We start from the raw sequence: 23,428 nt of genomic DNA on the forward strand, positions 1-23,428 counted from the left end.
GGTACTGCACTCGGACAACGGCAGCGCGATGAAGGGCTCGACCATGCTGGCGGCCATGCAGAACCTGGGTGTGATGCCCTCGTTCAGCCGCCCGCGGGTGAGCAATGACAACGCCTATGCCGAGGCCCTGTTCCGCACGGCGAAGTACTGCCCGCTGTGGCCGGAGCGGCCCTTCGACACGCTGGAGCAGGCCAGGAGCTGGGTGAACCGCTTCGTGGACTGGTACAACCATGAACATCGCCACAGCGCCCTGAAGTTCGTGACCCCGGCGCAGCGACATACCGGCCAAGCGGAAGAGCTGCTGCGCAAGCGTATCGAGCTGTACGAGGCGGCACGCGCACGGTACCCGGAGCGCTGGAGCGGCGACATCAGGAACTGGTCACTGGCACCGATCGTGTGCCTGAACCCGGAGCGGGAAGCGGTACTGCAGCAAACATCAAAGGCAGCGTGACACGCTCACGCGACAACTACCTTGAAAATCGCCGGCTGCTCTCGCGAAAAGCCATCCAGAGAATGTACTGTTTAGCTCTAGTGCAGCGCTAGAGCAAGCTGTGTGACGCTGATTGCGGTGTTTTGAAGCCGCCCCTAGCGTTCGCATAGATCGTCTAGCAAGAATCGTACTCAGAATTCATGATCGAGCTAATCGGGCGTTGCGGAGAAATATTGGAGCCGCATTGCACCGAAAGGCGGCGCGTTTTCTCAGGTCAGGCACCAATCTTGTGCGCGGTTGCCAGGTTGTCGTCTGGGATGTCTGAGGTATCCTTTTTACCTGTTTCCTACGGCGCATTCGCGCGGGGTTTGCTTCGCAAGGGGAGTGTTATGTTTGTACTTGATTCACGTCTGGAGCAGGACACGTTGCTGCTTGGTGACTTCCCGCTCTGCCGGTTGCTGTTGATGAACGACACCCAGTATCCCTGGTTCATTCTGGTGCCGCGTCGCGATGAGATTAGTGAGTTGTTTCAGCTGGATGCGGCTGATCAGCTGGCGCTGTGGAAGGAGGCCACTGCGCTGGCCGAGACCGTCAAGGACACCTTCGGCGCCGACAAGATGAATGTCGCCACGCTTGGTAATGTCGTCGGGCAGCTGCATATGCATGTCATTGCGCGGCGACGCGATGATGCTGCCTGGCCAGCGCCGGTGTGGGGCAGGCATCCGGCGAAGCCTTACAGTGACGAGCAGGTGGCAGCCATCAGGGACAAGCTAAAGTTGGTGCTGACCGATCACTTTCGTTTTGGAGTATGACTGTGGACCTTGAATCGAGAGTGATGGATCTGGAAACGCGTCTGGCGTTTCAGGACGATACGATCCAGACGCTGAACGATGTGCTCGTCGAGCAACAGCGGATCATGGAGCGTCTGCAGCTTCAGCTGCGCGCACTGGCAAAACGTCAGGAGGAAATGCAGGTTCCAATGGACGCTGGTGAGGACGAGGCGCCTCCACCGCATTATTGAATTGTGAAACGGGGCGGCGTGGTGACTTCGCCCCGTGGCAGCTTGCTCGGTCGTCCTACTCGATCGGGACGACGTCTTCGGCCTGCAGTCCCTTGTCCCGCATCATGATGGTGAACTCCACGCGCTGGCCCTCGACCAGGATGCGGTGCCCTTCGCCGCGGATGGCGCGAAAGTGGACGAATACGTCATCTCCGCTGTCCCGGGAAATGAATCCGAACCCCTTGGATGTGTTGAACCATTTTACGGTGCCAGCCTCGCGCCCTGCTGCCGATGGTGCGTGGGTGTGGGTGCGAGCCGGTTTTGCCTGCTTGCTCAGGCCGCGTGGCGTGGCGAGGTGCAGCAGCACGGCCACAAGGGCGAGCAGCAGACTGGCGAGTGTTGCGGGCTGGCCGGCGATCTGCGGCAAAGCTACAAGTACGATGACGGCCTGCAGCGCGATAGACAGGAGTAACAGCGCTGACGCAGCGATTATGACTGGCCGGGTGCGGCTGTCGATCAACTGGGCAGATGGGGCGAATTGAACGTTCAGCAGGCCAAGCATCAGCAGGCACAAGGCGTCGGGTTGCAGCAGTAGTGGCATTGCGCCGCGCAGGCTTGGAACAAAGGACAGCAGCAGGGCAATGACACCCGCCAGGACATGGACGATCTTTAACATTCTTGTATGGCTCACGGTTGATAACACGACAGAGAAGCCGCAGGCCTGGAGTTCGTGGAAAACGTTCGTCGGTCAGGGCTGAACACTGGTCGAGAAACCGCGCGGGTCCGGGCTGCAGCGCGGCGTATTTAACAGGAAAGGAGAAGGGGGCTCAAATGAGCGTGTTCGCCGTCGTGGCTTCGGGTGCGGAGAATGCTCGAAGACGGGCTGTTTCGTAGCGGATGCGTTGCGATCTGGGCAGAGCGCATGTGGCGCTCCGCCCAGTAGCGAAACTTAGGCCGAAAGCAGGCTGCGCAGCATCCATGCAGTTTTTTCGTGGCTCTGCATGCGTTGAGTCAGGAGGTCGGCGGTCGGCTCGTCGTTGACCTTGTCCAGTAGCGGGAAGATACCGCGGGCGGTTCGTACAACGGCTTCCTGGCCTTCGACCAACAGCTTGATCATCTCTTCGGCGGAGGGGACGCCTTCCTCTTCCTTGATCGAGCTCAGGCGGGCGTATGCCGCGTAGGTGCCCGGCGCCGGGAAGCCCAGCGTGCGGATGCGTTCGGCAATATCGTCCACGGCGATGGCGAGTTCGGTGTACTGGGTTTCGAACATGGTGTGCAGCGTGTTGAACATCGGCCCCGTGACGTTCCAATGGAAGTTATGGGTCTTCAGATACAGGGTGTAGGTGTCAGCGAGCAGGCGCGACAGGCCTTCGGCGATGGCTGCGCGGTCCTGTTCGGCGATGCCAATGTTGATTTCCATGTTTTTCTCCTGGTGGATGGTTCAGCCGTTAGTTATGCCAGAAAAATGCGTGGTGTTGTGAAGCGATACGTTTCTGGTCGAAATGCTCACCGTTGGAAGGCTCTGATCGATTCAGGGTTCCATCAACGGCTCGATTTCGAGTTGGCGAGGGCAACGGCTGCGCCGCGGTGATTATGTCGATATAATCCCGCGCTTGTGCCTGGCGGTCCCAGTGCGTGCTGCGGCGCCCGGCGTCAATGCGGTATCGCGTACGGTACATGCCGCTTGCGCAGAGCAGTCACGGTCTTGTCAGTCTGTCGCGGCTCTCGCGCCCCATCGAATTCAAGATACGAGAAGCGAACTTCACCATGATGCGCAGCCACTATTGCGGCCAATTGAACGAAAGCCTGGACGGCCAGGAAATCACTCTTTGCGGCTGGGTACATCGCCGTCGTGACCACGGCGGGGTGATCTTCCTCGATGTGCGTGATCGTGAGGGCCTGGCTCAGGTGGTCTTCGATCCGGATCGCGCCGAAACCTTTGCGACCGCCGACAAGGTGCGTAGCGAGTATGTAGTGAAGATCACCGGCAAGGTCCGCCTGCGCCCAGCTGGTGCGGTGAACCCGAATATGGCTTCCGGTGCCATCGAGGTGCTGGGCTACGAGCTGGAGGTGTTGAACGACGCCGAAACCCCGCCATTCCCTCTCAACGAATACAGCGATGTGGGCGAGGAGACGCGACTGCGCTATCGCTTCATCGACCTTCGTCGCCCAGAAATGGCCGAGAAGCTCAAGCTGCGCTCGCGTATCACCGCGAGCATTCGTCGGTACCTGGATGACAACGGCTTCCTCGATGTGGAAACCCCGATCCTGGGGCGTCCGACACCTGAAGGCGCGCGTGACTATCTGGTGCCGAGCCGCACCCATGCCGGTAATTTCTTTGCCCTGCCGCAGTCGCCGCAGCTGTTCAAGCAGCTGCTGATGGTTGCCGGTTTCGACCGCTACTATCAGATCGCCAAGTGCTTCCGCGACGAAGACCTTCGCGCTGATCGCCAGCCCGAGTTCACCCAGATCGACATCGAGACCAGCTTCCTCGATGAAGCGGACATCATCGGTATCACCGAAGGCATGATCCGCAAGTTGTTCAAGGAAGTGCTGGATCTGGAGTTTGGCGAATTCCCGCACATGCCGTTCGAAGAGGCCATGCGCCGGTACGGCTCGGATAAGCCCGACCTGCGCATCCCGCTGGAACTGGTGGATGTTGCCGATCAGCTCAACGCTGTCGAGTTCAAGGTGTTCTCCGGTCCGGCCAATGACCCGAAAGGCCGCGTTGCCGCGCTGCGCGTCCCGGGTGCGGCGAGCATGCCGCGCAGCCAGATCGACGATTACACCAAGTTCGTTGGCATCTATGGGGCCAAGGGCCTGGCCTATATCAAGGTCAATGAACGCGCCAAGGGCGTTGAAGGCCTGCAGTCGCCGATCGTCAAGTTCATCCCGGAAGACAACCTCAATGTGATTCTCGATCGCGTCGGTGCGGTCGATGGCGACATCGTGTTCTTCGGTGCAGACAAGGCGAAGATCGTTTCCGAGGCCCTGGGTGCGCTGCGCATCAAGATCGGCCACGACCTCAAGCTGTTGACCTGCGACTGGGCGCCGCTATGGGTGGTCGACTTCCCGATGTTCGAAGAGAACGATGACGGCTCGCTGAGCGCGCTGCACCACCCGTTCACCGCGCCGAAGTGCTCGCCTCAGGAGCTCGAGGCCAATCCGGCTGCGGCGCTGTCGCGTGCCTACGACATGGTGCTCAACGGTACCGAGCTGGGGGGCGGTTCGATCCGTATCCATCGCAAGGAAATGCAGCAGACTGTGTTCCGCATTCTCGGCATCGATGAAGCCGAGCAGGAAGAGAAGTTCGGCTTCCTCCTCGATGCGTTGAAATTCGGCGCTCCGCCACATGGTGGTCTGGCCTTCGGTCTGGATCGCCTGGTGATGCTGATGACCGGTGCGCAGTCGATTCGTGAGGTGATTGCCTTCCCGAAAACCCAGAGTGCGGCGGACGTCATGACCCAGGCGCCGGGTGCGGTGGACAGCAAGGCGTTGCGCGACCTGCATATCCGTCTGCGCGAGCAACCGAAGGCGGAGTAAACGCTACCCGAAGCCTGGTTCTGCCAGGCTTCTTCGTCTTGCGGCTCTGAGTGCGAGACATTACGGCGATAGCCGGCCGCTGTCTTTATCGAGTGACAGACGGATCCGGTTATCGAGATTTTCTGATTCAGTCGAAGAATGGAGTGAGTTATGGCTGGTCATTCCAAATGGGCCAATATCAAGCACCGCAAAGAGCGTCAGGACGCCAAGCGGGGCAAGATCTTCACCAAACTGATCCGTGAGCTGACCGTGGCGGCCAAGCATGGCGGCGGCGTGCCGGCGGACAATCCGCGTCTGCGATTGGCCGTGGACAAGGCGCTGACAGCCAACATGTCGCGTGACGTCATCGATCGCGCCATCGCCCGGGGCGCAGGCTCCAGCGAAGCGGACAACATGACCGAGCTGAGCTATGAGGGTTACGCGCCAAGCGGGGTGGCGATCATCATCGAGGCCATGACCGACAACCGCAACCGTACCGCGGCCGAAGTGCGTCACGCCTTCAGCAAGAACGGTGGCAACCTCGGTACTGACGGCTCGGTCGCCTACATGTTCGATCGTAAGGGCCAGATCAGCTATGCGCCCGGCGTCAATGAAGACGCGCTGATGGAAGCGGCGCTGGAGGCGGGCGCCGACGACGTCGTCAGTCAGGAGGATGGGTCGGTCGACGTCTATACCAGCTTCGCCGAGTTCCTCTCGGTCAACGAAGCACTGACAGAAGCCGGATTCCGCGGCGACGAAGCAGAAGTGGCGATGATTCCGTCCATCATGGCGCCCATCACCGACGTCGAGACGGCGCAGAAGGTTCTGCGTCTCATCGATGCGCTGGAAGACCTGGATGACGTGCAGAACGTCTACCACAACGCGGAAATCTCCGACGAGATCATGCAGCAGCTGGGCTGAATGTCGTGGTGTCCGCAGCCGGGAGCCGCATTGCTGGGCTCCCGGCTTTTTTATAGGCACGCATCGCTGGCAACGTAGTGACTATCTGGGCGCATATTGTTGTCGGTGGCGGAGACGGCAGCGCCTCCGTATACTCGCCACTGGATAAATAGACAGCACGGCACGGCATGACGCTGATTTTGGGTATCGATCCCGGCTCTCGAATCACCGGCTACGGCGTCGTACGGGACACCGGCCGCGGTTGTGAATACGTCGCCTCTGGTTGCATTCGTACCGGCACCGGCGAGCTGCCTAATCGCTTGCGTGCCGTTTTCAGTGGTGTGAGCGAGGTCATTCGGACCTATGGCCCGGTAACGATGGGCATCGAGCAAGTATTCATGGCGCGTAATGCCGATTCCGCGCTTAAGCTCGGCCAGGCTCGGGGGGCAGCCATTGTTGCTGGCGCGGAAGCAGGTCTGCAGATCGCAGAGTACACCGCGACGCAGGTCAAACAGGCCATCGCCGGAACGGGCGGGGCTGATAAGCAGCAGGTGCAGATGATGGTCATGCACTTGCTCAAGCTTCTGGAAAAACCCCAGATCGATGCTTCGGACGCGCTGGCCATTGCGTTATGTCATGCGCATCACCGGCAGAGCCTCATTCCGCACGGCCTGGCCGGCGCCAAGCGACGAGGCGGGCGGTTGCGTCTTTAGTCGGCGCAAACTCTCTTGGTTGAACGAATAATCGAGTGGTCGTCAGCGGATGCGATGGCCATGGAGGAAACAGCTTGATCGGACGTTTGCGTGGCACGCTGGTGGAAAAGCAACCGCCACATCTGATTCTCGATGTCAACGGTATCGGCTATGAGGTCGAAGTGCCGATGACGACGCTGTATCGCCTGCCGGCGGTCGGCGAGCCGGTGACGCTGCATACGCACCTCGTCGTGCGTGAAGACGCACAACTTCTTTATGGCTTCGCCGAGAAGCGCGAGCGCGAGCTGTTCCGTGAACTGATCCGTTTGAACGGTGTGGGACCGAAGCTAGCGTTGGCGTTGATGTCCGGACTGGAAGTCGATGAGCTGGTGCGTTGTGTGCAGGCGCAGGATACGTCGGTCCTGGTGCGCATCCCAGGCGTTGGCAAGAAGACCGCCGAGCGGCTTCTGGTCGAGTTGAAGGACCGCTTCAAGGCGTGGGAGAGCATGCCCGCCATCGCGACCTTCGTGGTTGAACCCGGGAGCAAAATGGCAGTCACAAGCGCCGAGAATGATGCGGTCAGCGCGTTGATCTCCCTGGGCTTCAAGCCACAGGAAGCCAGCCGTGCAGTGTCCGCCATACAGGAAGATGATTTGAGCAGTGAAGAAATGATCCGCCGTGCCCTCAAGGGCATGGTGTAAGCCATGATCGAAGCGGATCGTATCGTCACGGCAGGCAGTCGCGATCGCGACGAGCAACTGGATCGTGCCATTCGGCCACTCAAGCTGGCCGAGTACATTGGTCAGCCGGTCGTGCGCGAGCAGATGGATCTGTTCATCCGCGCCGCCAAGGGCCGTCAGGAAGCGCTCGATCACACGCTCATCTTCGGTCCGCCGGGGCTGGGCAAGACTACGTTGGCGAACATCATCGCCGAAGAGATGGGCGTGTCGATCAAGAGCACGTCGGGCCCGGTGCTTGAGCGACCGGGTGACCTGGCCGCATTGCTGACCAATCTGGAGGCGGGCGACGTTCTGTTCGTCGACGAGATCCATCGCCTTTCGCCCATTGTCGAGGAGGTTTTGTACCCGGCGATGGAAGATTTCCAGCTGGATATCATGATCGGCGAGGGGCCTGCGGCTCGCTCGATCAAGCTGGATCTGCCGCCGTTCACCCTTGTGGGCGCCACCACGCGGGCCGGTATGCTGACCAATCCACTGCGAGACCGATTCGGTATCGTCCAGCGTCTGGAGTTCTATTCCACCGAGGACCTGGCGACCATCGTCAGCCGTTCCGCCGGTATCCTCGGTCTGCCGACCGAGCCGGAGGGTGCATTCGAGATCGCCCGTCGAGCGCGAGGGACGCCGCGTATCGCTAACCGCTTGCTACGTCGTGTGCGAGATTTCGCAGAAGTGCGGGGTCGTGGCGAGATCACCCGGCAGATTGCCGACCTTGCCTTGAGCATGCTCGACGTCGATGAGCGAGGCTTCGATCATCAGGATCGCCGGCTGCTATTGACCCTGATCGAGAAGTTCGACGGCGGACCGGTGGGGATCGACAGCCTGGCCGCTGCGATCAGTGAAGAGCGGCACACCATCGAGGATGTGCTCGAGCCGTACCTCATCCAGCAGGGCTACATCATGCGCACGCCGCGCGGTCGGGTCGTGACGCGTCACGCCTATCTCCATTTCGGCCTCAACCTGCCCAAGCGCATGAGCGATGCTCCAACGCCGGATCTGTTCGATGGCGACATAGTTTGAAGAAAATATTGTTCTGTTACCCGATTGGCATTTACAGGGCCGAGCACTAGTATGCGCGCGCAAGCCGGAGCTGAAATCTTTACCCACCGCTGTCGAGTCTATTACGAGGACACCGACGCGGGCGGCATTGTCTACTACGTCAATTACCTCAAATTCATGGAGCGAGCTCGTACCGAGCGGTTGCGCAGTCTGGGATTCGCCCAGTCGCAGCTGGCCGGTGAGGACTTGCTGTTCGTCGTGCATTCGGTCGAAGCCCGCTACCGAGCACCGGCTCGCCTGGACGATGAATTGCTGGTGACGGCCGAGGTGGTTGAGGTGAATCGCGCCAGTCTGCGGTTTCGCCAGCAGGTCCGGCGTGCACTGGATGATGTTCTGCTTTGTGAGGGGCAGGTGCTGGTTGCCTGCGTGCGTGCCGAAAGTTTGAAACCCCGAGCCATTCCCGAAGCGCTGCGTGTCGCCTTCGCTGGCTCGGGTCTATCCCCTGCAGGAGAGTAAGCGTGGAAGCCAACGTCGATCACATGTCCATGTGGAGCCTGATCAGCAACGCCAGCTTCGTGGTGCAGCTGGTCATGCTGATTCTGGTGGCCGCTTCGGTCGCATCATGGATTCTGATTTTTCAGCGCGGCAGTATGCTGCGTGCCGCGAAGCGAGCACTCGATACCTTTGAAGAGCGCTTCTGGTCCGGTATCGACCTGTCCAAGCTGTATCGCCAGGCAGGCAGCAACCCGGATCCGGATTCTGGCGTCGAGCAGATCTTTCGCGCCGGCTTCAAGGAATTTTCCCGTCTGCGTCAGCAGCAGGGTGTCGATCCCGATGCGGTGATGGATGGGGTCAATCGCGCCATGCGCGTGGCGATTTCCCGTGAAGAGGAAAAGCTCGAGCAGAGCTTGCCATTCCTGGCCACCGTTGGTTCCACCAGCCCTTACATCGGCCTGTTCGGTACCGTCTGGGGGATCATGAACTCCTTTCGCGGCCTGGCTCAGGTTCAGCAGGCAACTCTAGCGACTGTGGCGCCAGGCATCGCCGAAGCGCTGATCGCTACGGCGATCGGTTTGTTCGCCGCGATTCCTGCGGTGATCGCCTACAACCGTTTCGCCGCGCGGGGCGAGATGCTCATCGGTCGTTATTACACCTTTGCCGATGAGTTCCAGGCCATCCTCCACCGCAAAGTTCACACCACCGAAGACTGAGGCCCACGGCCATGGCCAGAATCCGCAACAGACGCAAGCCCGTCGCCGAGATGAACGTGGTGCCTTACATCGATGTGATGCTAGTGCTGCTGGTTATCTTCATGGTCACGGCGCCGATGCTCAATCAGGGCGTCAAGGTCGATCTGCCCAAGGTCAGCAGCGAAGCCTTGCCGCAGGATAACGACAAGCAGGTGCTGACCATTTCCATCAAGGCTGACAAAACCTATTACTGGAACGTCGGTAGCGAGGTCGATACCGACAGCAAGGGCAACGAGGCCGTCGCACTGGCAGACATGACGCAGGCTGTCGTTGCCATCATGCGCCAGCGTCCGGATACCCAGGTGTTCATCCGTGGCGATCGCGCGGTTGATTATGGTTCGGTGATGGAGGCCATGGGCGGTCTGCAGGAAGCCGGCGTGGGTAATGTCGGTCTGATCACCGAGGCGCCTTGATGCAGCAGCGTGAGTCATCGCCTTCGCAGAGCTACTTCTGGCCGACCGTGCTGGCGGTCGGTCTGCACGTCATTATTTTCGGCATGCTGTTCGTCAGCTTTTCGATGACGCCCGAGCTACCGCCGTCCAAGCCGATCGTGCAGGCCACCTTGTATCAACTGAAGTCGCAGAGCCAGGCGACTACCCAGACCAACCAGAAGATTGCCGGCGAAGCGAAGAAGACTGCTGCCAAGCAGTTCGAAAGCGAACAGATGGAACAGCGTAAGGTCGAGCAGCAGAAGCAGGCTGCTGCCACCCGCGCTGCGGAACAAAAGAAGGCGGAAGAGGCTCGAAAGGCGGATGCGGCGAAAGCCGCAGCCGATAAAGCGGCTGCGGCGAAAAAGGCCGAGGAGGCCAAGAAGGTCGAACAGCAGAAGCAGGCTGACATCGCCAAGAAAAAGACTGCTGAAGAATTGGCCAAGAAGAAGGCAGCAGAGGAGGCCAAGAAGAAGGCTGCCGAAGAAGCCAAGCGCAAGGCGGTGGAAGAAGCGAAGAAGAAAGCTGCCGCCGAAGCTGCCAAGAAAAAAGCTGCTGAAGATGCCAAGAAGAAGGCAGCGGCAGAGGCCGCGCGCAAAGCGGCAGAAGACAAGAAGGCGCAGGCGCTTGCCGAGCTGCTCTCTGACACTACCGAGCGCCAGCAAGCACTGGCTGATACCCATGGTGATCAGGTTGCCGGCAACTTCGATGATCTGATCCGGCTGCGTGCAGCAGAAGGCTGGACCCGACCGCCGTCGGCGCGCAATAACATGACCGTGCAGCTCCAGGTAAACATGCTTCCGGATGGCACCATCACCAACGTCAGCGTCTCCAGATCGAGCGGAGATGTGCCATTCGACAATTCTGCGGTTGCCGCAGTAAAGAACATCGGTCGGCTGACCGAAATGCAGGGCCTGAGCCCGCAGGACTTCCAGCCTTACCGGTCCTTCAAAATGACATTTACGCCTGAGGATCTTGCGTTGTGATCAACTCCCTTCGAGGTCTACTTGTCCTGCTCTGCTGCCTGGCGGGAATGGCGGTGGCGCAGGAAAAAAACATCGTCGTCACCAGTGGTGCCGACCGTGCGATCCCGATCGCTGTCGTTCCATTCGGTTGGCAGGGCGGCACCGTACTGCCTGAGGACATGGCGGAAATCGTCGGCAACGACCTGCGCAATTCCGGTATTTTCCAGCCCATTCCGCGGCAGAACATGATCAGCATGCCGACCCGCGGCAGCGAGATCATCTATCGCGACTGGAAGGCTCTGGGCGCCCAGTACGTGATGGTCGGCAATATCGAGCCGGCCGGTGGCCGCCTTCAGGTCCGTTACGAAGTGTTCAACGTAACGACCGAACAGCAGGTGATGACTGGAACCGTTGGTGGTTCCTCGGATCAGTTGCGCGACATGGCGCACCATGCGGCGGATCAGTCCTTCGAGAAACTCACCGGCATCAAGGGCGCGTTTTCCACGCGTCTGCTGTATGTGACGGTTGAGCGGCTGGGTGGCGCCAACACGCGCTACACGCTGCAGCGTTCGGATTATGACGGCGCTCGGGCGGTGACTCTGCTGCAATCGCGCGAGCCCATTCTCTCCCCGCGTTATTCACCGGACGGACGCCGTATTGCCTATGTGTCCTTCGAGCAGAAGCGTCCACGTATTTTCATTCAGCACATCGATACGGGTCGCCGCGAACAGGTCACCAACTTCGAAGGTTTGAACGGTGCGCCGGCATTCTCGCCAGATGGCAATCGCCTGGCGTTCGTACTGTCGAAAGATGGCAATCCGGAAATCTATGTGATGGACCTCGGCTCGCGGCAGTTGCAGCGCCTGACCAATCACTACGCGATCGATACCGAACCCTTCTGGGGTGCTGATGGTCAGACCATTTATTACACCTCTGACCGTGCTGGCAAGCCTCAGGTATACAAGCAGCGGTTGGGCAGCAATTCGGCTGAGCGTGTGACGTTCGTTGGCAACTACAACGCCAACCCGAAGCTGTCGGCCGACGAGAAGACGCTGGTCATGATCCATCGCCAGGACGGTTACACAAACTTCAAGGTTGCTGCGCAGGATCTGCAGCGTGGCAATCTGCGAATACTCTCGGATACCAGTCTGGATGAATCGCCCACTGTTGCGCCTAATGGCACCATGCTAATCTACGCCACCCGCCAGCAGGGCCGGGGAGTCTTGATGCTCGTGTCCATCAATGGACGCGTTAGGCTCCCGCTTCCTACAGCTCAAGGCGAAGTCCGAGAGCCGTCCTGGTCCCCTTACCTGAACTGATGCGGTATCAACGCTTTTAACCAAAACACACCTGGGGTTGTTACAAAATGGAAATGCTGAAATTCGGTAAGTTCACCGCTCTGGCTCTGGCCATGGCTGTTGCTGTCGGTTGTTCCTCCAAAGGCGGCGACGATTCGGGCGAAGGTTCGGGTGCGATCGATCCGAATGCTGGTTACGGTGCTGATTCCGGTTCCGTCGATAGCAGCATGAGCGAAGAAGCCGCTCTGCGCGCCATCACTACCTTCTACTTCGAGTACGACAGCTCCGACCTGAAGCCGGAAGCCATGCGCGCTCTGGACGTTCACGCCAAGGACCTGAAAGGCAACGGCGCTCGCGTCGTTCTGGAAGGCCACACTGACGAGCGTGGTACCCGTGAGTACAACATGGCTCTGGGCGAGCGTCGCTCCAAGGCCGTACAGCGTTACCTGGTACTGCAGGGCGTTTCCCCGGCTCAGCTGGAGCTGGTTTCCTACGGCGAAGAGCGTCCAGTTGCCATGGGTAACGACGAGCAGTCCTGGGCCCAGAACCGTCGCGTCGAACTGCGCAAGTAATTCGTCATGCGTAAGTACCGTCATGCTCTGACTCTTACAGTGCTCGCGCTGCCGCTGATGGCGGTGGCTCAAGTGCCGGTGGTGGATTACGAAGAAGGTGCCGCTAGCGGCAACTCGGGTTACTCTACCGCTGCGCCGAGCGGTGACGGTGCCTATGCCGGAGGTGGAGCCACCGCTCCATCTTCGGCACAGGGCATGCTCTTCATGCAGCTACAGCAGATGCAGGAAGAGATCGCGCAACTGCGCGGCATGCTTGAGGAGCAACAGAATCAGATCCAGCGCCTGCAACAAGAGGGGCTGGAACGCTATCAGGACCTGGATCGCCGTCTGTCCAGCGGATCCGCGGCAGGCAATCAGCCTGCTCCGTCCAGTAATACGGCGGCGTCAGCTGGAAGTTCGGCACCCGCCGCTGCCAGCCAGGGCCAGTCGCAAAGCACATCCGGCGATCCTGCAAAGGAAAAGCTCTATTACGACGCTGCTTTCGACCTGATCAAGGCGAAGGATTTCGACAAGGCCAGCCAGGCTTTCGCTGCATTCCTGCGCAAGTACCCTGACAGTCAGTACGCTGGCAACGCCCAGTACTGGCTTGGCGAGGTCAACCTGGCAAAGGGCGACCTGCAAGGGGCCGGTCAGGCGTTCGCTCGAGTGAGCCAGGCGTATCCGCAGCACAACAAGGTGCCGGATTCGCTCTACAAGCTGGCAGATGTTGAGATTCGTCTGGGCAACCGGGACAAGGCGCAGGGCATTCTGCGTGAGGTCATTGCCAAGTATCCGAATACATCGGCTGCACAATTGGCTCAGCGTCAGCTCAATCGCTGAGGCACACTGGCGAGACCGAACGAAACCCGCCCATTGCGCGGGTTTTTTCGTTAGAATCGCCGCCCCTATTTCCCGCAACGGAGGCGGATGGCCTGTTTAGCCGTCACGCCCGTGGCTGATATGACCCTGCGAATTACCGAGATTTTCTACTCGCTGCAGGGGGAGACGCGGACCAGTGGATTGCCTACTGTGTTCGTCCGCCTGACCGGCTGTCCCCTGCGCTGTCAATATTGCGATACCGCCTACGCATTCAGCGGTGGAGAGTTGATGACGCTCGACGCGATCGTCGAGCGGGTTGCCTCCTACAATCCCCGTTACGTCTGCGTGACCGGGGGAGAGCCGCTGGCGCAGCCCAACTGCGTGCCTTTGCTGCAGCGATTGTGCGATGCGGGATATGAGGTTTCACTGGAGACCAGTGGTGCACTCGATATCTCCGTGGTGGATGAGCGTGTCAGTCGTGTAGTGGACCTGAAAACACCGGGTTCCGCCGAGGTCGCGCGTAACCGCTACGAGAACATCGCCTGCATAACGCGCAACGATCAGGTCAAGTTCGTCATCTGTTCTCGCGAGGATTATGACTGGGCTGTCAGCAAGCTGATCGAGTACGGGCTGGATCGACGTGCCGGAGAGGTGTTGTTCTCGCCGAGTCACGGTCAGGTCGATGTTCGTGCCCTTGCGGACTGGATCGTTGCCGACAACCTGCCGGTGCGCTTGCAGCTTCAGTTGCACAAGATTATCTGGAACGACGCGCCCGGCCACTGAGTCGCTGGCATTAGCGGCTCGTCCCTGGCTGGTCGTGCTCATCCGTTTTGAAGGTATCGCGAAATGAACGAGAAGAAAGCAGTCATCCTGCTGTCCGGCGGGCTCGATTCGGCTACGGTGGTCGCCATGGCCCGTGCTCAGGGCTACGCCTGCTACACCATGAGCTTTGACTACGGCCAGCGTCATCGCGCCGAACTGCAGGCGGCCGAACGTGTTGCTCAACAACTGGGAGTGGTCGAACACAAGGTGATCGGCCTGGACCTCAATGGCATCGGCGGCTCGGCATTGACCGACGACAGCATCGATGTGCCTGAGGTGCCTGGTGAGGGTATTCCGGTCACATACGTCCCGGCGCGCAATACGGTGTTTCTCTCGTTGGCCCTTGGCTGGGCTGAGGTGCTGGGTGCCCATGACATCTTTATCGGCGTCAATGCGGTCGATTACTCGGGCTACCCGGATTGTCGACCGGAGTTCGTTGCGGCATTCGAGCGAATGGCCAATCTGGCCACCAAGGCAGGCGTAGAAGGGCTGGGGTTCCGCATCCAGGCACCACTGCAGGAGATGAGCAAGGCGCGGATCGTGCAGGAGGGGGCTCGTTTGGGCGTGGACTATGCGGCGACGGTTTCCTGCTATCAGGCCGACACGGATGGACGTGCCTGTGGCAAGTGCGACAGCTGTCGATTGCGCGCCGCCGGTTTTGCCGAAGCGGGGCTGGCTGACCCCACTCGCTATTTCTGAGCGGCCTGCGCCAGTACTGGAGGGGTGCCGTCAAACGAAGGCGATCGCGAATTTTTTCAAAAAAAAGTTTGTTTTCATCAATCAAATCAGTATCATGCGCCCCGCATTGGGTCGTTAGCTCAGTTGGTAGAGCAGTTGGCTTTTAACCAATTGGTCGTAGGTTCGAATCCTACACGACCCACCATATCGCTCTCGAGGGAGCACAAGAAGCCGGAGACCTGTCAGGGTTATCCGGCTTTTTTAATGGCCGCGTTTTTGCGTTGCTGCAGGCTGCTACGTTCGGTCATAAGAAGCGTTTTTCTCTACGACCTTAGTAGGTGGCTCAAGCGTTTTTAACGTAATAGACTGCGGCCCCTTCCGATTACCGTTGGTTCGAGGCTCAAATGTATTCTGATCGTATCCGCTTGTCCTCTCTGCAGAACAAGGTCATGAGTGCCCACGAGGCAGCTGCCCTTATTCGCGACGGCATGACCGTTGGCATGAGCGGCTTCACCCGTGCGGGCGAAGCCAAGGCCGTGCCCCTCGCGCTGATCGACCGTGCCAAGGACGAGAAGCTGCAGATCAGCCTGGTCACTGGCGCCAGCCTGGGTAACGATCTCGATGGCAAGATGGCTTCCGCGGGTCTACTGGCCCGTCGCATGCCGTTCCAGGCCGATCCGGTACTGCGCAAGGCGATTAACGCCGGTGAGGTCATGTTCATCGACCAGCACCTGTCGCATACCGTCGAGCAGATGCGCAATCATCAGATCAAGCGTCCCGACGTCACCATCGTCGAAGCGTTGTGCATCACTGAGCAGGGCCACATCGTACCGACCACTTCAGTAGGCAACTCGGCCAACCTGGCCATGTTCGCCGACCAGGTGATCATCGAGCTGAACCTGGCACACAACCTGAACCTGGAAGGTCTGCACGACATCTACTTCCCGGGTGAGCGCCCGAACCGCGGTCCGATCCCGCTGACCAAGGTCGATGATCGTCTTGGCGCGACTTCGATCCCGGTCGATCCGGCCAAGATTGCCGCCATCGTCATCACCAATCAGCCGGATTCCTACTCCACGGTCACTCCGCCGGACGAAGAAACCCAGGCCATCGCCAACCATCTGGTCGAGTTCTTCAAGAGCGAAGTCGAAGCCGGCCGTATGGCGAAGAACCTCGGCCCGATGCAGGTAGGTATCGGCAACATCGCCAACGCGGTAATGTGCGGTCTGATCGATTCGCCGTTCGAAGACCTGGTGATGTACTCCGAAGTACTGCAGGACTGCACCTTCGAGCTGATCGATGCGGGCAAGATGACCTTTGCTTCCGGTTGCTCCATCACCCTGTCCGAGCGTTGCAATGATCGCGTGTTCGGCAACCTGGAGAAGTACAAGGACAAGCTGATCCTGCGTCCTCAGGAAATCTCCAACCATCCTGAGCTTGTGCGCCGTCTTGGCATCATCGGTATCAACACCGCGCTCGAGTTCGACATCTATGGCAACGTCAACTCCACTCACGTGGGCGGCACCAAGATGATGAACGGCATTGGCGGTTCGGGCGATTTCGCGCGTAACGCTCACATGGCCATCTTCGTGACCAAGTCGATCGCCAAGGGTGGCAACATCTCCAGCGTCGTGCCGATGGTTGCTCACGTTGACCACACCGAGCATGACGTCGAGATTCTGGTTACCGAGCAAGGCCTGGCTGACCTGCGTGGCCTCGCTCCGCGCGAGCGCGCCCGCGCCATCATCGACAACTGCGTGCACCCTTCCTACCGCGATGCGCTGAACCAGTACTTCGACGACGCCTGCAAGAAGGGCGGCCAGACGCCGCACCTGCTGGGCGAAGCGATGCAGTGGCACATCAACCTGGAGGAACGTGGACACATGCTCAAGGGCGAGTGATCCAGAAGAAAAGAACCGCCGGCTGATGCCGGCGGTTTTCGTTTGACAGGGCGCAATGCCCGGCTTTTCACGCTTTTTTACCGTGCTTTCCCTTTTGTAGAGGCTTCGGCTAGTATTCCTGCCCCGTTGAAAGGCAGGAGGCGTGTCTGAATCCTGCGCGCCTCGTCTCTACCGACAAGCCCGAATTCCCGGCCTGGGCCGTTATACTCGGCGCTTCGTGCAATCCCGTGCTGGCAGGACCCGTCCATGACGCAGATACCCGAACGCATTCTCGTGCAGGCTCACCTGGCAGCCAAGCAGCCGAAGCCGCTTACGCCTGAGCAGGAAGCGCGGCTGCGCAGTGAGATAGCCGCCGAGTTGAAGCGCCAGAATGCGGTGCTGGTGGCGCATTACTACACCGATCCGGTGATCCAGGCATTGGCCGAGGAAACCGGCGGCTGCGTTTCCGACTCCCTGGAAATGGCGCGCTTCGGCAACGAGCACCCGGCCCAGACCGTGCTGGTAGCCGGCGTCAAGTTCATGGGCGAAACGGCGAAGATCCTCAATCCTGAGAAGCGCGTGCTCATGCCCACGCTCGAGGCGACCTGTTCCCTTGATCTGGGCTGCCCTGTCGAAGAGTTTTCAGCGTTCTGCGATCAGCATCCGGAGCGCACCGTGGTCGTCTATGCCAACACTTCGGCGGCGGTAAAGGCACGGGCTGACTGGGTGGTGACATCCAGTTGTGCGCTGGAAATCGTCGAAAGCCTGATGGATAACGGCGAAAAGATCATCTGGGCGCCGGACAAGCATCTGGGCAACTACGTACAGCGCGAGACCGGTGCCGACATCCTGCTCTGGGATGGCGCCTGTATCGTCCACGAAGAGTTCAAGGCCAAGCAATTGGCTGACATGAAGGCTCTTTACCCGGATGCCGCGATTCTGGTGCATCCGGAGTCCCCGCAGGCGGTGGTCGAACTCGCCGATGCGGTAGGTTCGACCAGTCAGCTGATCAAGGCTGCGCAGACCTTGCCGCAGCAGACGCTGATCGTTGCGACGGATCGGGGCATCTTTTACAAGATGCAGCAGTTGTGCCCCGAAAAAACGTTCATCGAGGCGCCGACCGCCGGCCAGGGTGCAGCCTGCCGAAGCTGTGCGCATTGCCCCTGGATGGCGATGAACACGCTGGAGCGGACCCTGGAATGCCTGCGCGCTGGCAGCAATGAAATCTTCGTCGATCCGGCGATCATTCCGCGTGCGGTCAAGCCCCTCAAGCGGATGCTCGATTTCACCCAGGCCGCGCGGCTGAAACAGGCCGGCAACGCCTGAGCCTTTGCATCGGCGCTGAACGTTCAGTGCCGTTTTCAACTCAGCGCAGCATTTCCTCGACCATTCGCTTTTCTTCGATCAGCTGTTTCTGGCGCGCGTCGATCCGTGATGCGATCTGGAAGTTGCTGGCACGGCGCTTGGCGAGGTCGAGCTGCTCGATGCCCTGGTCATAATCGCCTACCAGGGCGAAGTACTCCGCGCGTGCTTGATGCAGGCCAACGATGTTGCCGCTGAGCCCGCGCACTTCGGCGACCTGATACCAGATATCGGGATCCTGGCGGCGCTGCTCCACCAGCTTGTCCAGCTCGCGCTCGGCTTGCTGTGTCTCGCCCTTCTCCATCAGAAGGTCAATGTGCATCTGGCGCACCGGGTAGTTGCCCGGATATAGCTGCAGCAACCGCTGTAAACGGGTTTGCGCCTGTTGCAGGCGGTTGGCGGTGATGTCGAGTTCGATCTGCGCGAGGTTGTAGGTGATGTCGTCCGGTGCCTTGGTTAGCAGCGGAGCAAGGCTGCTGTTCGCTTCGTCGAGTTGCCCAGCTTTGACTTGCGCGAGCGCAAGGCCATAGCGTGCGGCATCCATCTCTGGATTTTCGCTGAGCATCGCGCGGAATCGCTTGGCCTCGACGCCCGGTGTTCTTTCGAACTTCAATTGCGTTCGAGCACGCATCAGCTGGTAGCGCAGGCTGTCCTGTGCTCCACCCTGTGGATACTGTTCCGCTCGGTTTGTGGTATCGGCGATGCGTGATTCGCTGACCGGGTGCGTCAGCAGGAATTCCGGTGGCTTCTGATCGTAACGATACTGGCGCATGAGGCGACCGAACATTGAGGGCATCGCACGCGGGTCGTAACCGGCCCGCTCGAGGTTGACGATGCCGATGCGGTCGGCCTCCTGTTCGTTCTGCCGGGAAAAGCGGCGCTGGGCCTGGATGGCTGCGGCCTGGGTAGACACGATGGCGGCGATGCCGGCATCACCTGCGCCGGCTGCGGCTGCGACGACGCCGGCCAGCATGGCGGCCATCAGAGGCAGTTGCATGCGCTGTTGCGCTTCCAGTCCGCGGGCGAAATGGCGCTGGGAAAGGTGCGCCAGTTCGTGAGCCATCACCGAGGCATATTCGGCTTCGGTCTGGGCATAAATGAACAGGCCCCCGTTGACACCAATGATCCCGCCTGGAGCTGCGAAGGCATTCAGCTGCGGGCTGTCCAGCAGGACGAATTCAAGGCGACGATCCTGCAGCTGACTGGTTTCTGCCAGGCGATAGACACTGCTTTCTACATAGTCCTTGAGCTGTGGGTCCGAGAGCTGGCTAACCTGCCCGCGCAGCAGGCTGAGCCATGCCCGGCCGAGCTGGTGCTCCTGTTCAGGAGAAACGATGGAGGAGCTGGCATCGCCGAGCGAAGGCAGGTCGTTGGCCAATGCTGGCAGTGCAGTCAGGCAGGCGAGCGTGAGCAGGGCGGGGCGCAGCAATTTCATCCAGACAGGCTCGTTGAGTTGAGAGCGGCTACTGTAGCCTTGACCTTGGCCGGCTGGCCAGAGGCCCGCTGTGCTAGGTATGCTGCGAGGCTTTTCTGTGGAGGCGAACCATGACCGAAGCGCGACCGCAATCGCTTGAATGCGATGCCGAACTGGATGCTGTTGGGCTTGACTGCCCGATGCCTCTGCTCAAGGCCAAGCTGGAGCTGAACCGTATGTCCAGCGGTGCAGTGCTCAAGGTCATTGCCAGCGATCCTGGTTCGCAAAGGGACTTCCGCAGCTTCGCCAAACTGGCCGGTCATGCATTGCTGCATGAAGAGGTCGAAGGTGGTCTTTATCGCTACTGGCTGCGCAAGGCCTGACGATTCGCTTCGAGGAATGAAATGCTCAAGGTATTACGCGGCTGGATGCAGCGTTACTTCTCCCATGAGGAGGCAGTGGTTCTTGCAGTCTTACTGTTTCTGGCTTTCGCCGCTGTCCTGATTTTTGGTCGGATGCTGGCGCCGGTACTGGCGGGATTGGTGCTGGCGTTCCTGATGCAGGGGTTGGTGGGCGCGCTGGAACGGCTGCGAGTGCCGCATCTGCTCGCGGTGTGGCTGGTATTTCTGATGTTCATCGGTGTGATGGTGGTCTGCACGCTGTTCATTGTGCCCTTGCTCTGGCAGCAGGTTCTGACCCTGTTCAACGAGCTGCCGCGCATGCTGGTCGAGTGGCAGTCGTTGCTGCTATTGCTGCCGGAGCGCTACCCGCAGCTGGTGACCGAGGAGCAGGTGCTGCGCGGCATCGACTTTATTCGAAGCGAGATCGGCCGTTATGGCCAATTGGTGCTGACATCGTCGCTGTCCAGCCTGCCGCTGCTGATCGGACTGATGATTTATCTGGTCCTGGTGCCGATCCTGGTGTTCTTTTTCCTCAAGGACCGGCAGCAGATCAGCGATTGGATCAAGAGCTATCTGCCGCGCGAGCGCGGGCTGATCACTCAGGTCTCGCAGGAAATGAATCTGCAGATCGCCAACTACATCCGTGGCAAGGTGATCGAGATCCTGATCTGTGCCGTGGTGTCGTATGCAGTCTTCGCCGCGCTGGGGCTTAACTATGCCGCGCTGATGGCGATGCTGGTCGGCGTCTCGGTCGTGGTGCCCTATATCGGCGCGACGGTCGTGACCATTCCGATCGCGCTGATCGGAATATTCCAGTGGGGGCTGGGCGACCAGTTCTTCTACCTGATGGTGGCTTACGCGATCATCCAGACGCTGGATGGCAACGTGCTGGTACCCCTGCTGTTCTCCGAGGCGGTGAATCTGCACCCGGTGGCGATCATCTGCGCGGTACTGCTGTTTGGAGGGTTGTGGGGCTTCTGGGGCGTGTTCTTTGCCATTCCGTTGGCGACCTTGTTCAAGGCCGTTCTCAATGCGTGGCCAGGCGAGCCTAAGGCAGGTTTGGTCGAAGTGGCTGAATGACGCGGGAAGGGCTGGCGCTGTGGCCAGCCTTTTTCATTCGGCGTTCAGTGCTTGCGCGGCTTGAAGGACCGCCTCTACGTGGCCCGGCACCTTGACCGTACGCCACTCCTGTCGCAACACGCCGTTGCGGTCGATGAGAAAGGTGCTGCGATCCACGCCGAGGTATTCCTTGCCGTAGAGCTTTTTCAGTTTGATCACGTCGAACAGCTGGCAGAGCTGCTCTTCTTTGTCACTGATCAGCTCGAACGGGAAGCCCTGCTTGGCGCGAAAGTTCTCATGGGTCTTCAGACTGTCACGGGAAACGCCGAATACCAGGGTGTTCGCCGCCATAAAAGCCTGGTGGTGATCGCGAAAGCCCTGGCCTTCGGTTGTACAGCCGGGTGTGTTGTCCTTCGGGTAGAAGTACAACACAACCTGCTTGCCTGCCAGCGACTCGAGTTCGATCAGCTGACCACTGGTGGCCTGAGCCTGAAAGGGCGGGACGGGGCGGTCGATTTCAACGGCCATTGTGGGCTCCTGGTTACTGATCTCAAGGGTTCTGCGGACGCCAGGGCTCGATCAGTGCGTCGAGGTTCAGTGCGTCGGCGAAATCGAGGAACTGGTCGCGCAGCCAGCTGATCTGCGTACCCGCCGGGAGCGTGACGGTCAGTGTGGCGTTGAGCATGGTTCCGCCGGTCTGTGGGGCCTGGTAGGTGTCGCAGGTCAGGCTTTCCAGTTCGACGCGATGGTCGATGAAGAACTGGCACAGCTCATTAAGGATGTCGGGACGAAAGGCGGCGCTCACATAAGCGACGTAGGGCAGTGCCTGCGGGCGGTTTTCCAGCGCCTCGCTACGCACCACGTTGGCGGTGAAGGCGTGCTTCTTCGCAAGCCCCGGCAGGGTCGTTTCCATCCGGGCCAATGCGTCCCAGCTGCCAGTGACTTCCAGAACCAGTGCACTGCATTCGCCGTGGCGGGTCAGCCGCGTGCTGACAACCGCGCAGCGATTCTCGTTGGCGGCCCGGCAGAGCACGTTGGTCAGCTCCATCGGGTTGGCGCCGAGCGCGCTGATGACGAGAAATTGTTCGCGGGGTAGAGGGGGGGTGGACATGCAGCATTCCTGGCGGTGGTGAATCGGTCGGCCAGCCAAGCCGAAAACGGCTAAGGGTAGCGAAAACCGAGGGCAGAGGGAATGCGCACTGCCAAATGGCCCCCGTGGCGAGGGCTCGGCGCCTGGTCCCCATCGGCTTTGTGCAGCGTGCTTCAGGCTACTCGCAAAGCGCTGGGGAGCCTTGTACCATTACGCCTCTTTTTTATATTCCGGCAGGAGTGGTTGCATGATTGCGGGCAGTATGGTGGCGCTGGTCACGCCCATGGATGCGCAGGGCGGTCTGGACTGGGACAGCCTGAGCAAACTGGTGGACTTCCACTTGCAGGAAGGCACCAATGCAATCGTTGCTGTCGGGACTACCGGTGAGTCGGCCACGCTTAGCGTCGCCGAGCACATCGAAGTGATCCGGCGCGTCGTCGACCAGGTCAATGGCCGGATTCCGGTCATCGCCGGTACGGGCGCCAACTCCACCAGCGAAGCCGTCGAGCTGACCGAGAACGCCAAGTCCGCAGGCGCCGATGCCTGCCTGCTGGTGACCCCGTACTACAACAAGCCGACCCAGGAAGGCCTCTACCTGCACTTCAAACACATCGCCGAGGCCGTGGCGATTCCGCAGATTCTCTACAACGTGCCCGGTCGTACCGTTTGCGACATGCTGCCGGATACCGTCGAGCGGTTGTCCAAGATATCCAACATCATCGGGATCAAGGAGGCCACGGGCGACCTCAAGCGCGGCCAGGAAGTGCTGGATCGCGTCAGCAAGGATTTCCTCGTGTACTCCGGTGATGACCCCACTGCCGTCGAGCTGATGCTGATGGGCGGCAAGGGCAATATCTCCGTGACCGCAAACGTGGCGCCACGCGCCATGAGTGATCTCTGTGCCGCTGCGATGGCCGGTGATGCCACCACTGCTCGGGCAATCAACGAGCGTTTGATGCCGTTGCATCGCGCTCTGTTCTTGGAGGCCAACCCGATCCCAGTCAAGTGGGCACTGCACGAGATGGGCCTGATGGGTAATGGCATCCGTCTGCCGCTAACCTGGCTGAGTCAGAGCTTCCAGGAACCGCTACGCCAGGCACTGCGCCAAACCGGCGTACTGGCTTAATAACA

The 23,428-nt window shown here is 60.0% G+C and carries 27 protein-coding genes and 1 tRNA gene; 23 read left to right on the plus strand and 5 right to left on the minus strand.

Going from position 1 to position 23,428, the window contains the following annotated elements; genetic code table 11:
• The 3 genes from IEG05_RS19835 to IEG05_RS19845 form a co-directional block, all read left to right on the plus strand.
• The coding region (locus IEG05_RS19835) for an integrase core domain-containing protein (protein ID WP_191122616.1) at positions 1-451 on the plus strand (451 nt) is incomplete at its 5' end.
• 368 nt (positions 452-819) lie between these two features.
• Complete coding sequence (locus IEG05_RS19840) at positions 820-1,242, plus strand: HIT family protein (protein WP_046618794.1); 423 nt, start codon at positions 820-822, stop codon at positions 1,240-1,242.
• A 2-nt stretch (positions 1,243-1,244) separates the two neighbouring features.
• A complete protein-coding gene (locus IEG05_RS19845) occupies positions 1,245-1,451 on the plus strand; it encodes a SlyX family protein (RefSeq protein ID WP_014821044.1) in 207 nt (68 codons plus the stop codon).
• Positions 1,452-1,506: 55 nt separating this feature from the next.
• On the opposite strand, the gene IEG05_RS23540 is transcribed toward IEG05_RS19845, so the two are convergent.
• Both IEG05_RS23540 and IEG05_RS19855 read right to left on the minus strand, forming a co-directional pair.
• Positions 1,507-2,106 carry a cold-shock protein gene (locus tag IEG05_RS23540; RefSeq protein ID WP_046618792.1) on the minus strand — a complete coding sequence of 200 codons (600 nt, stop codon included), beginning with the start codon at positions 2,104-2,106 and terminating at the stop codon, positions 1,507-1,509.
• 273 nt (positions 2,107-2,379) lie between these two features.
• On the minus strand, positions 2,380-2,850 hold the full coding sequence (locus tag IEG05_RS19855; protein ID WP_003300673.1) for a Dps family protein: 471 nt from the start codon (positions 2,848-2,850) through the stop codon (positions 2,380-2,382).
• A gap of 347 nt (positions 2,851-3,197) precedes the next feature.
• On the opposite strand from IEG05_RS19855, the gene aspS reads away from it, so the two are divergent.
• The 17 genes from aspS (at position 3,198) to nadA (ending at position 18,297) form a co-directional block, all read left to right on the plus strand.
• Positions 3,198-4,973, plus strand: coding sequence for an aspartate--tRNA ligase (aspS, locus tag IEG05_RS19860; protein ID WP_031298108.1), 1,776 nt, complete (start codon positions 3,198-3,200; stop codon positions 4,971-4,973).
• A 150-nt stretch (positions 4,974-5,123) separates the two neighbouring features.
• On the plus strand, positions 5,124-5,873 hold the full coding sequence (locus tag IEG05_RS19865) for a YebC/PmpR family DNA-binding transcriptional regulator (protein ID WP_041014617.1): 750 nt from the start codon (positions 5,124-5,126) through the stop codon (positions 5,871-5,873).
• A gap of 167 nt (positions 5,874-6,040) precedes the next feature.
• Entirely contained in the window at positions 6,041-6,565 is a 525-nt protein-coding gene (gene ruvC / locus IEG05_RS19870) for a crossover junction endodeoxyribonuclease RuvC (RefSeq protein WP_046618790.1), read from the plus strand.
• Between the two features lie 74 nt (positions 6,566-6,639).
• Positions 6,640-7,245 (plus strand): Holliday junction branch migration protein RuvA, encoded by a 606-nt coding sequence (ruvA, locus tag IEG05_RS19875; protein WP_014821038.1) that lies wholly within the window; start codon positions 6,640-6,642, stop codon positions 7,243-7,245.
• 3 nt (positions 7,246-7,248) lie between these two features.
• A complete protein-coding gene (gene ruvB / locus IEG05_RS19880; protein WP_046618788.1) occupies positions 7,249-8,301 on the plus strand; it encodes a Holliday junction branch migration DNA helicase RuvB in 1,053 nt (350 codons plus the stop codon).
• 51 nt (positions 8,302-8,352) lie between these two features.
• Positions 8,353-8,796 (plus strand): tol-pal system-associated acyl-CoA thioesterase, encoded by a 444-nt coding sequence (gene ybgC / locus IEG05_RS19885; RefSeq protein WP_023446262.1) that lies wholly within the window; start codon positions 8,353-8,355, stop codon positions 8,794-8,796.
• A gap of 2 nt (positions 8,797-8,798) precedes the next feature.
• On the plus strand, positions 8,799-9,491 hold the full coding sequence (gene tolQ, locus IEG05_RS19890; protein ID WP_014821036.1) for a protein TolQ: 693 nt from the start codon (positions 8,799-8,801) through the stop codon (positions 9,489-9,491).
• 11 nt (positions 9,492-9,502) lie between these two features.
• Positions 9,503-9,943 carry a protein TolR gene (gene tolR / locus IEG05_RS19895; protein WP_003300685.1) on the plus strand — a complete coding sequence of 147 codons (441 nt, stop codon included), beginning with the start codon at positions 9,503-9,505 and terminating at the stop codon, positions 9,941-9,943.
• Entirely contained in the window at positions 9,943-10,944 is a 1,002-nt protein-coding gene (gene tolA, locus IEG05_RS19900; RefSeq protein ID WP_046618787.1) for a cell envelope integrity protein TolA, read from the plus strand. Before tolR ends, tolA begins: the two co-directional genes overlap by 1 nt.
• A complete protein-coding gene (gene tolB / locus IEG05_RS19905; protein WP_046618784.1) occupies positions 10,941-12,242 on the plus strand; it encodes a Tol-Pal system beta propeller repeat protein TolB in 1,302 nt (433 codons plus the stop codon). The genes tolA and tolB overlap by 4 nt, the downstream gene beginning before the upstream one ends.
• 47 nt (positions 12,243-12,289) lie before the next feature.
• Complete coding sequence (pal, locus tag IEG05_RS19910; protein ID WP_003280313.1) at positions 12,290-12,793, plus strand: peptidoglycan-associated lipoprotein Pal; 504 nt, start codon at positions 12,290-12,292, stop codon at positions 12,791-12,793.
• Between the two features lie 6 nt (positions 12,794-12,799).
• Positions 12,800-13,612, plus strand: a complete 813-nt coding sequence (gene ybgF, locus IEG05_RS19915) for a tol-pal system protein YbgF (RefSeq protein ID WP_046618782.1) — start codon at positions 12,800-12,802, stop codon at positions 13,610-13,612.
• 120 nt (positions 13,613-13,732) lie between these two features.
• Complete coding sequence (gene queE, locus IEG05_RS19920) at positions 13,733-14,374, plus strand: 7-carboxy-7-deazaguanine synthase QueE (protein ID WP_023446256.1); 642 nt, start codon at positions 13,733-13,735, stop codon at positions 14,372-14,374.
• Positions 14,375-14,437: 63 nt separating this feature from the next.
• A complete protein-coding gene (gene queC / locus IEG05_RS19925; protein WP_041014612.1) occupies positions 14,438-15,112 on the plus strand; it encodes a 7-cyano-7-deazaguanine synthase QueC in 675 nt (224 codons plus the stop codon).
• 108 nt (positions 15,113-15,220) lie between these two features.
• Positions 15,221-15,296 (plus strand) — tRNA-Lys (locus IEG05_RS19930).
• A 199-nt stretch (positions 15,297-15,495) separates the two neighbouring features.
• Positions 15,496-16,992, plus strand: coding sequence for an acetyl-CoA hydrolase/transferase family protein (locus IEG05_RS19935; RefSeq protein WP_041014611.1), 1,497 nt, complete (start codon positions 15,496-15,498; stop codon positions 16,990-16,992).
• A gap of 246 nt (positions 16,993-17,238) precedes the next feature.
• Positions 17,239-18,297 (plus strand): quinolinate synthase NadA, encoded by a 1,059-nt coding sequence (nadA, locus tag IEG05_RS19940; protein ID WP_101274776.1) that lies wholly within the window; start codon positions 17,239-17,241, stop codon positions 18,295-18,297.
• A gap of 40 nt (positions 18,298-18,337) precedes the next feature.
• On the opposite strand, the gene IEG05_RS19945 is transcribed toward nadA, so the two are convergent.
• A complete protein-coding gene (locus IEG05_RS19945; RefSeq protein WP_023446252.1) occupies positions 18,338-19,768 on the minus strand; it encodes a M48 family metalloprotease in 1,431 nt (476 codons plus the stop codon).
• Between the two features lie 110 nt (positions 19,769-19,878).
• On the opposite strand from IEG05_RS19945, the gene IEG05_RS19950 reads away from it, so the two are divergent.
• Positions 19,879-20,130, plus strand: coding sequence for a sulfurtransferase TusA family protein (locus IEG05_RS19950; protein ID WP_014821027.1), 252 nt, complete (start codon positions 19,879-19,881; stop codon positions 20,128-20,130).
• Positions 20,131-20,151: 21 nt separating this feature from the next.
• The gene (locus IEG05_RS19955) at positions 20,152-21,228 is read left to right on the plus strand and encodes an AI-2E family transporter (protein ID WP_046618777.1); all 1,077 of its coding nucleotides are present in this window, start codon (positions 20,152-20,154) and stop codon (positions 21,226-21,228) included.
• A gap of 33 nt (positions 21,229-21,261) precedes the next feature.
• Here IEG05_RS19955 and IEG05_RS19960 read toward each other — a convergent pair whose 3' ends face one another.
• Together IEG05_RS19960 and IEG05_RS19965 are read right to left on the minus strand one after the other, a co-directional pair.
• Positions 21,262-21,735, minus strand: coding sequence for a peroxiredoxin (locus IEG05_RS19960; protein ID WP_014821025.1), 474 nt, complete (start codon positions 21,733-21,735; stop codon positions 21,262-21,264).
• 22 nt (positions 21,736-21,757) lie between these two features.
• On the minus strand, positions 21,758-22,318 hold the full coding sequence (locus IEG05_RS19965; protein ID WP_041014606.1) for a glycine cleavage system transcriptional repressor: 561 nt from the start codon (positions 22,316-22,318) through the stop codon (positions 21,758-21,760).
• A gap of 226 nt (positions 22,319-22,544) precedes the next feature.
• Between IEG05_RS19965 and dapA the strand changes: the two genes are divergently transcribed.
• The gene (gene dapA, locus IEG05_RS19970) at positions 22,545-23,423 is read left to right on the plus strand and encodes a 4-hydroxy-tetrahydrodipicolinate synthase (RefSeq protein WP_041014605.1); all 879 of its coding nucleotides are present in this window, start codon (positions 22,545-22,547) and stop codon (positions 23,421-23,423) included.
• The last annotated feature ends 5 nt before the right edge of the window (positions 23,424-23,428 follow it).

Source organism: Stutzerimonas kunmingensis (genome assembly GCF_014764705.1).
Lineage (GTDB): Bacteria > Pseudomonadota > Gammaproteobacteria > Pseudomonadales > Pseudomonadaceae > Stutzerimonas.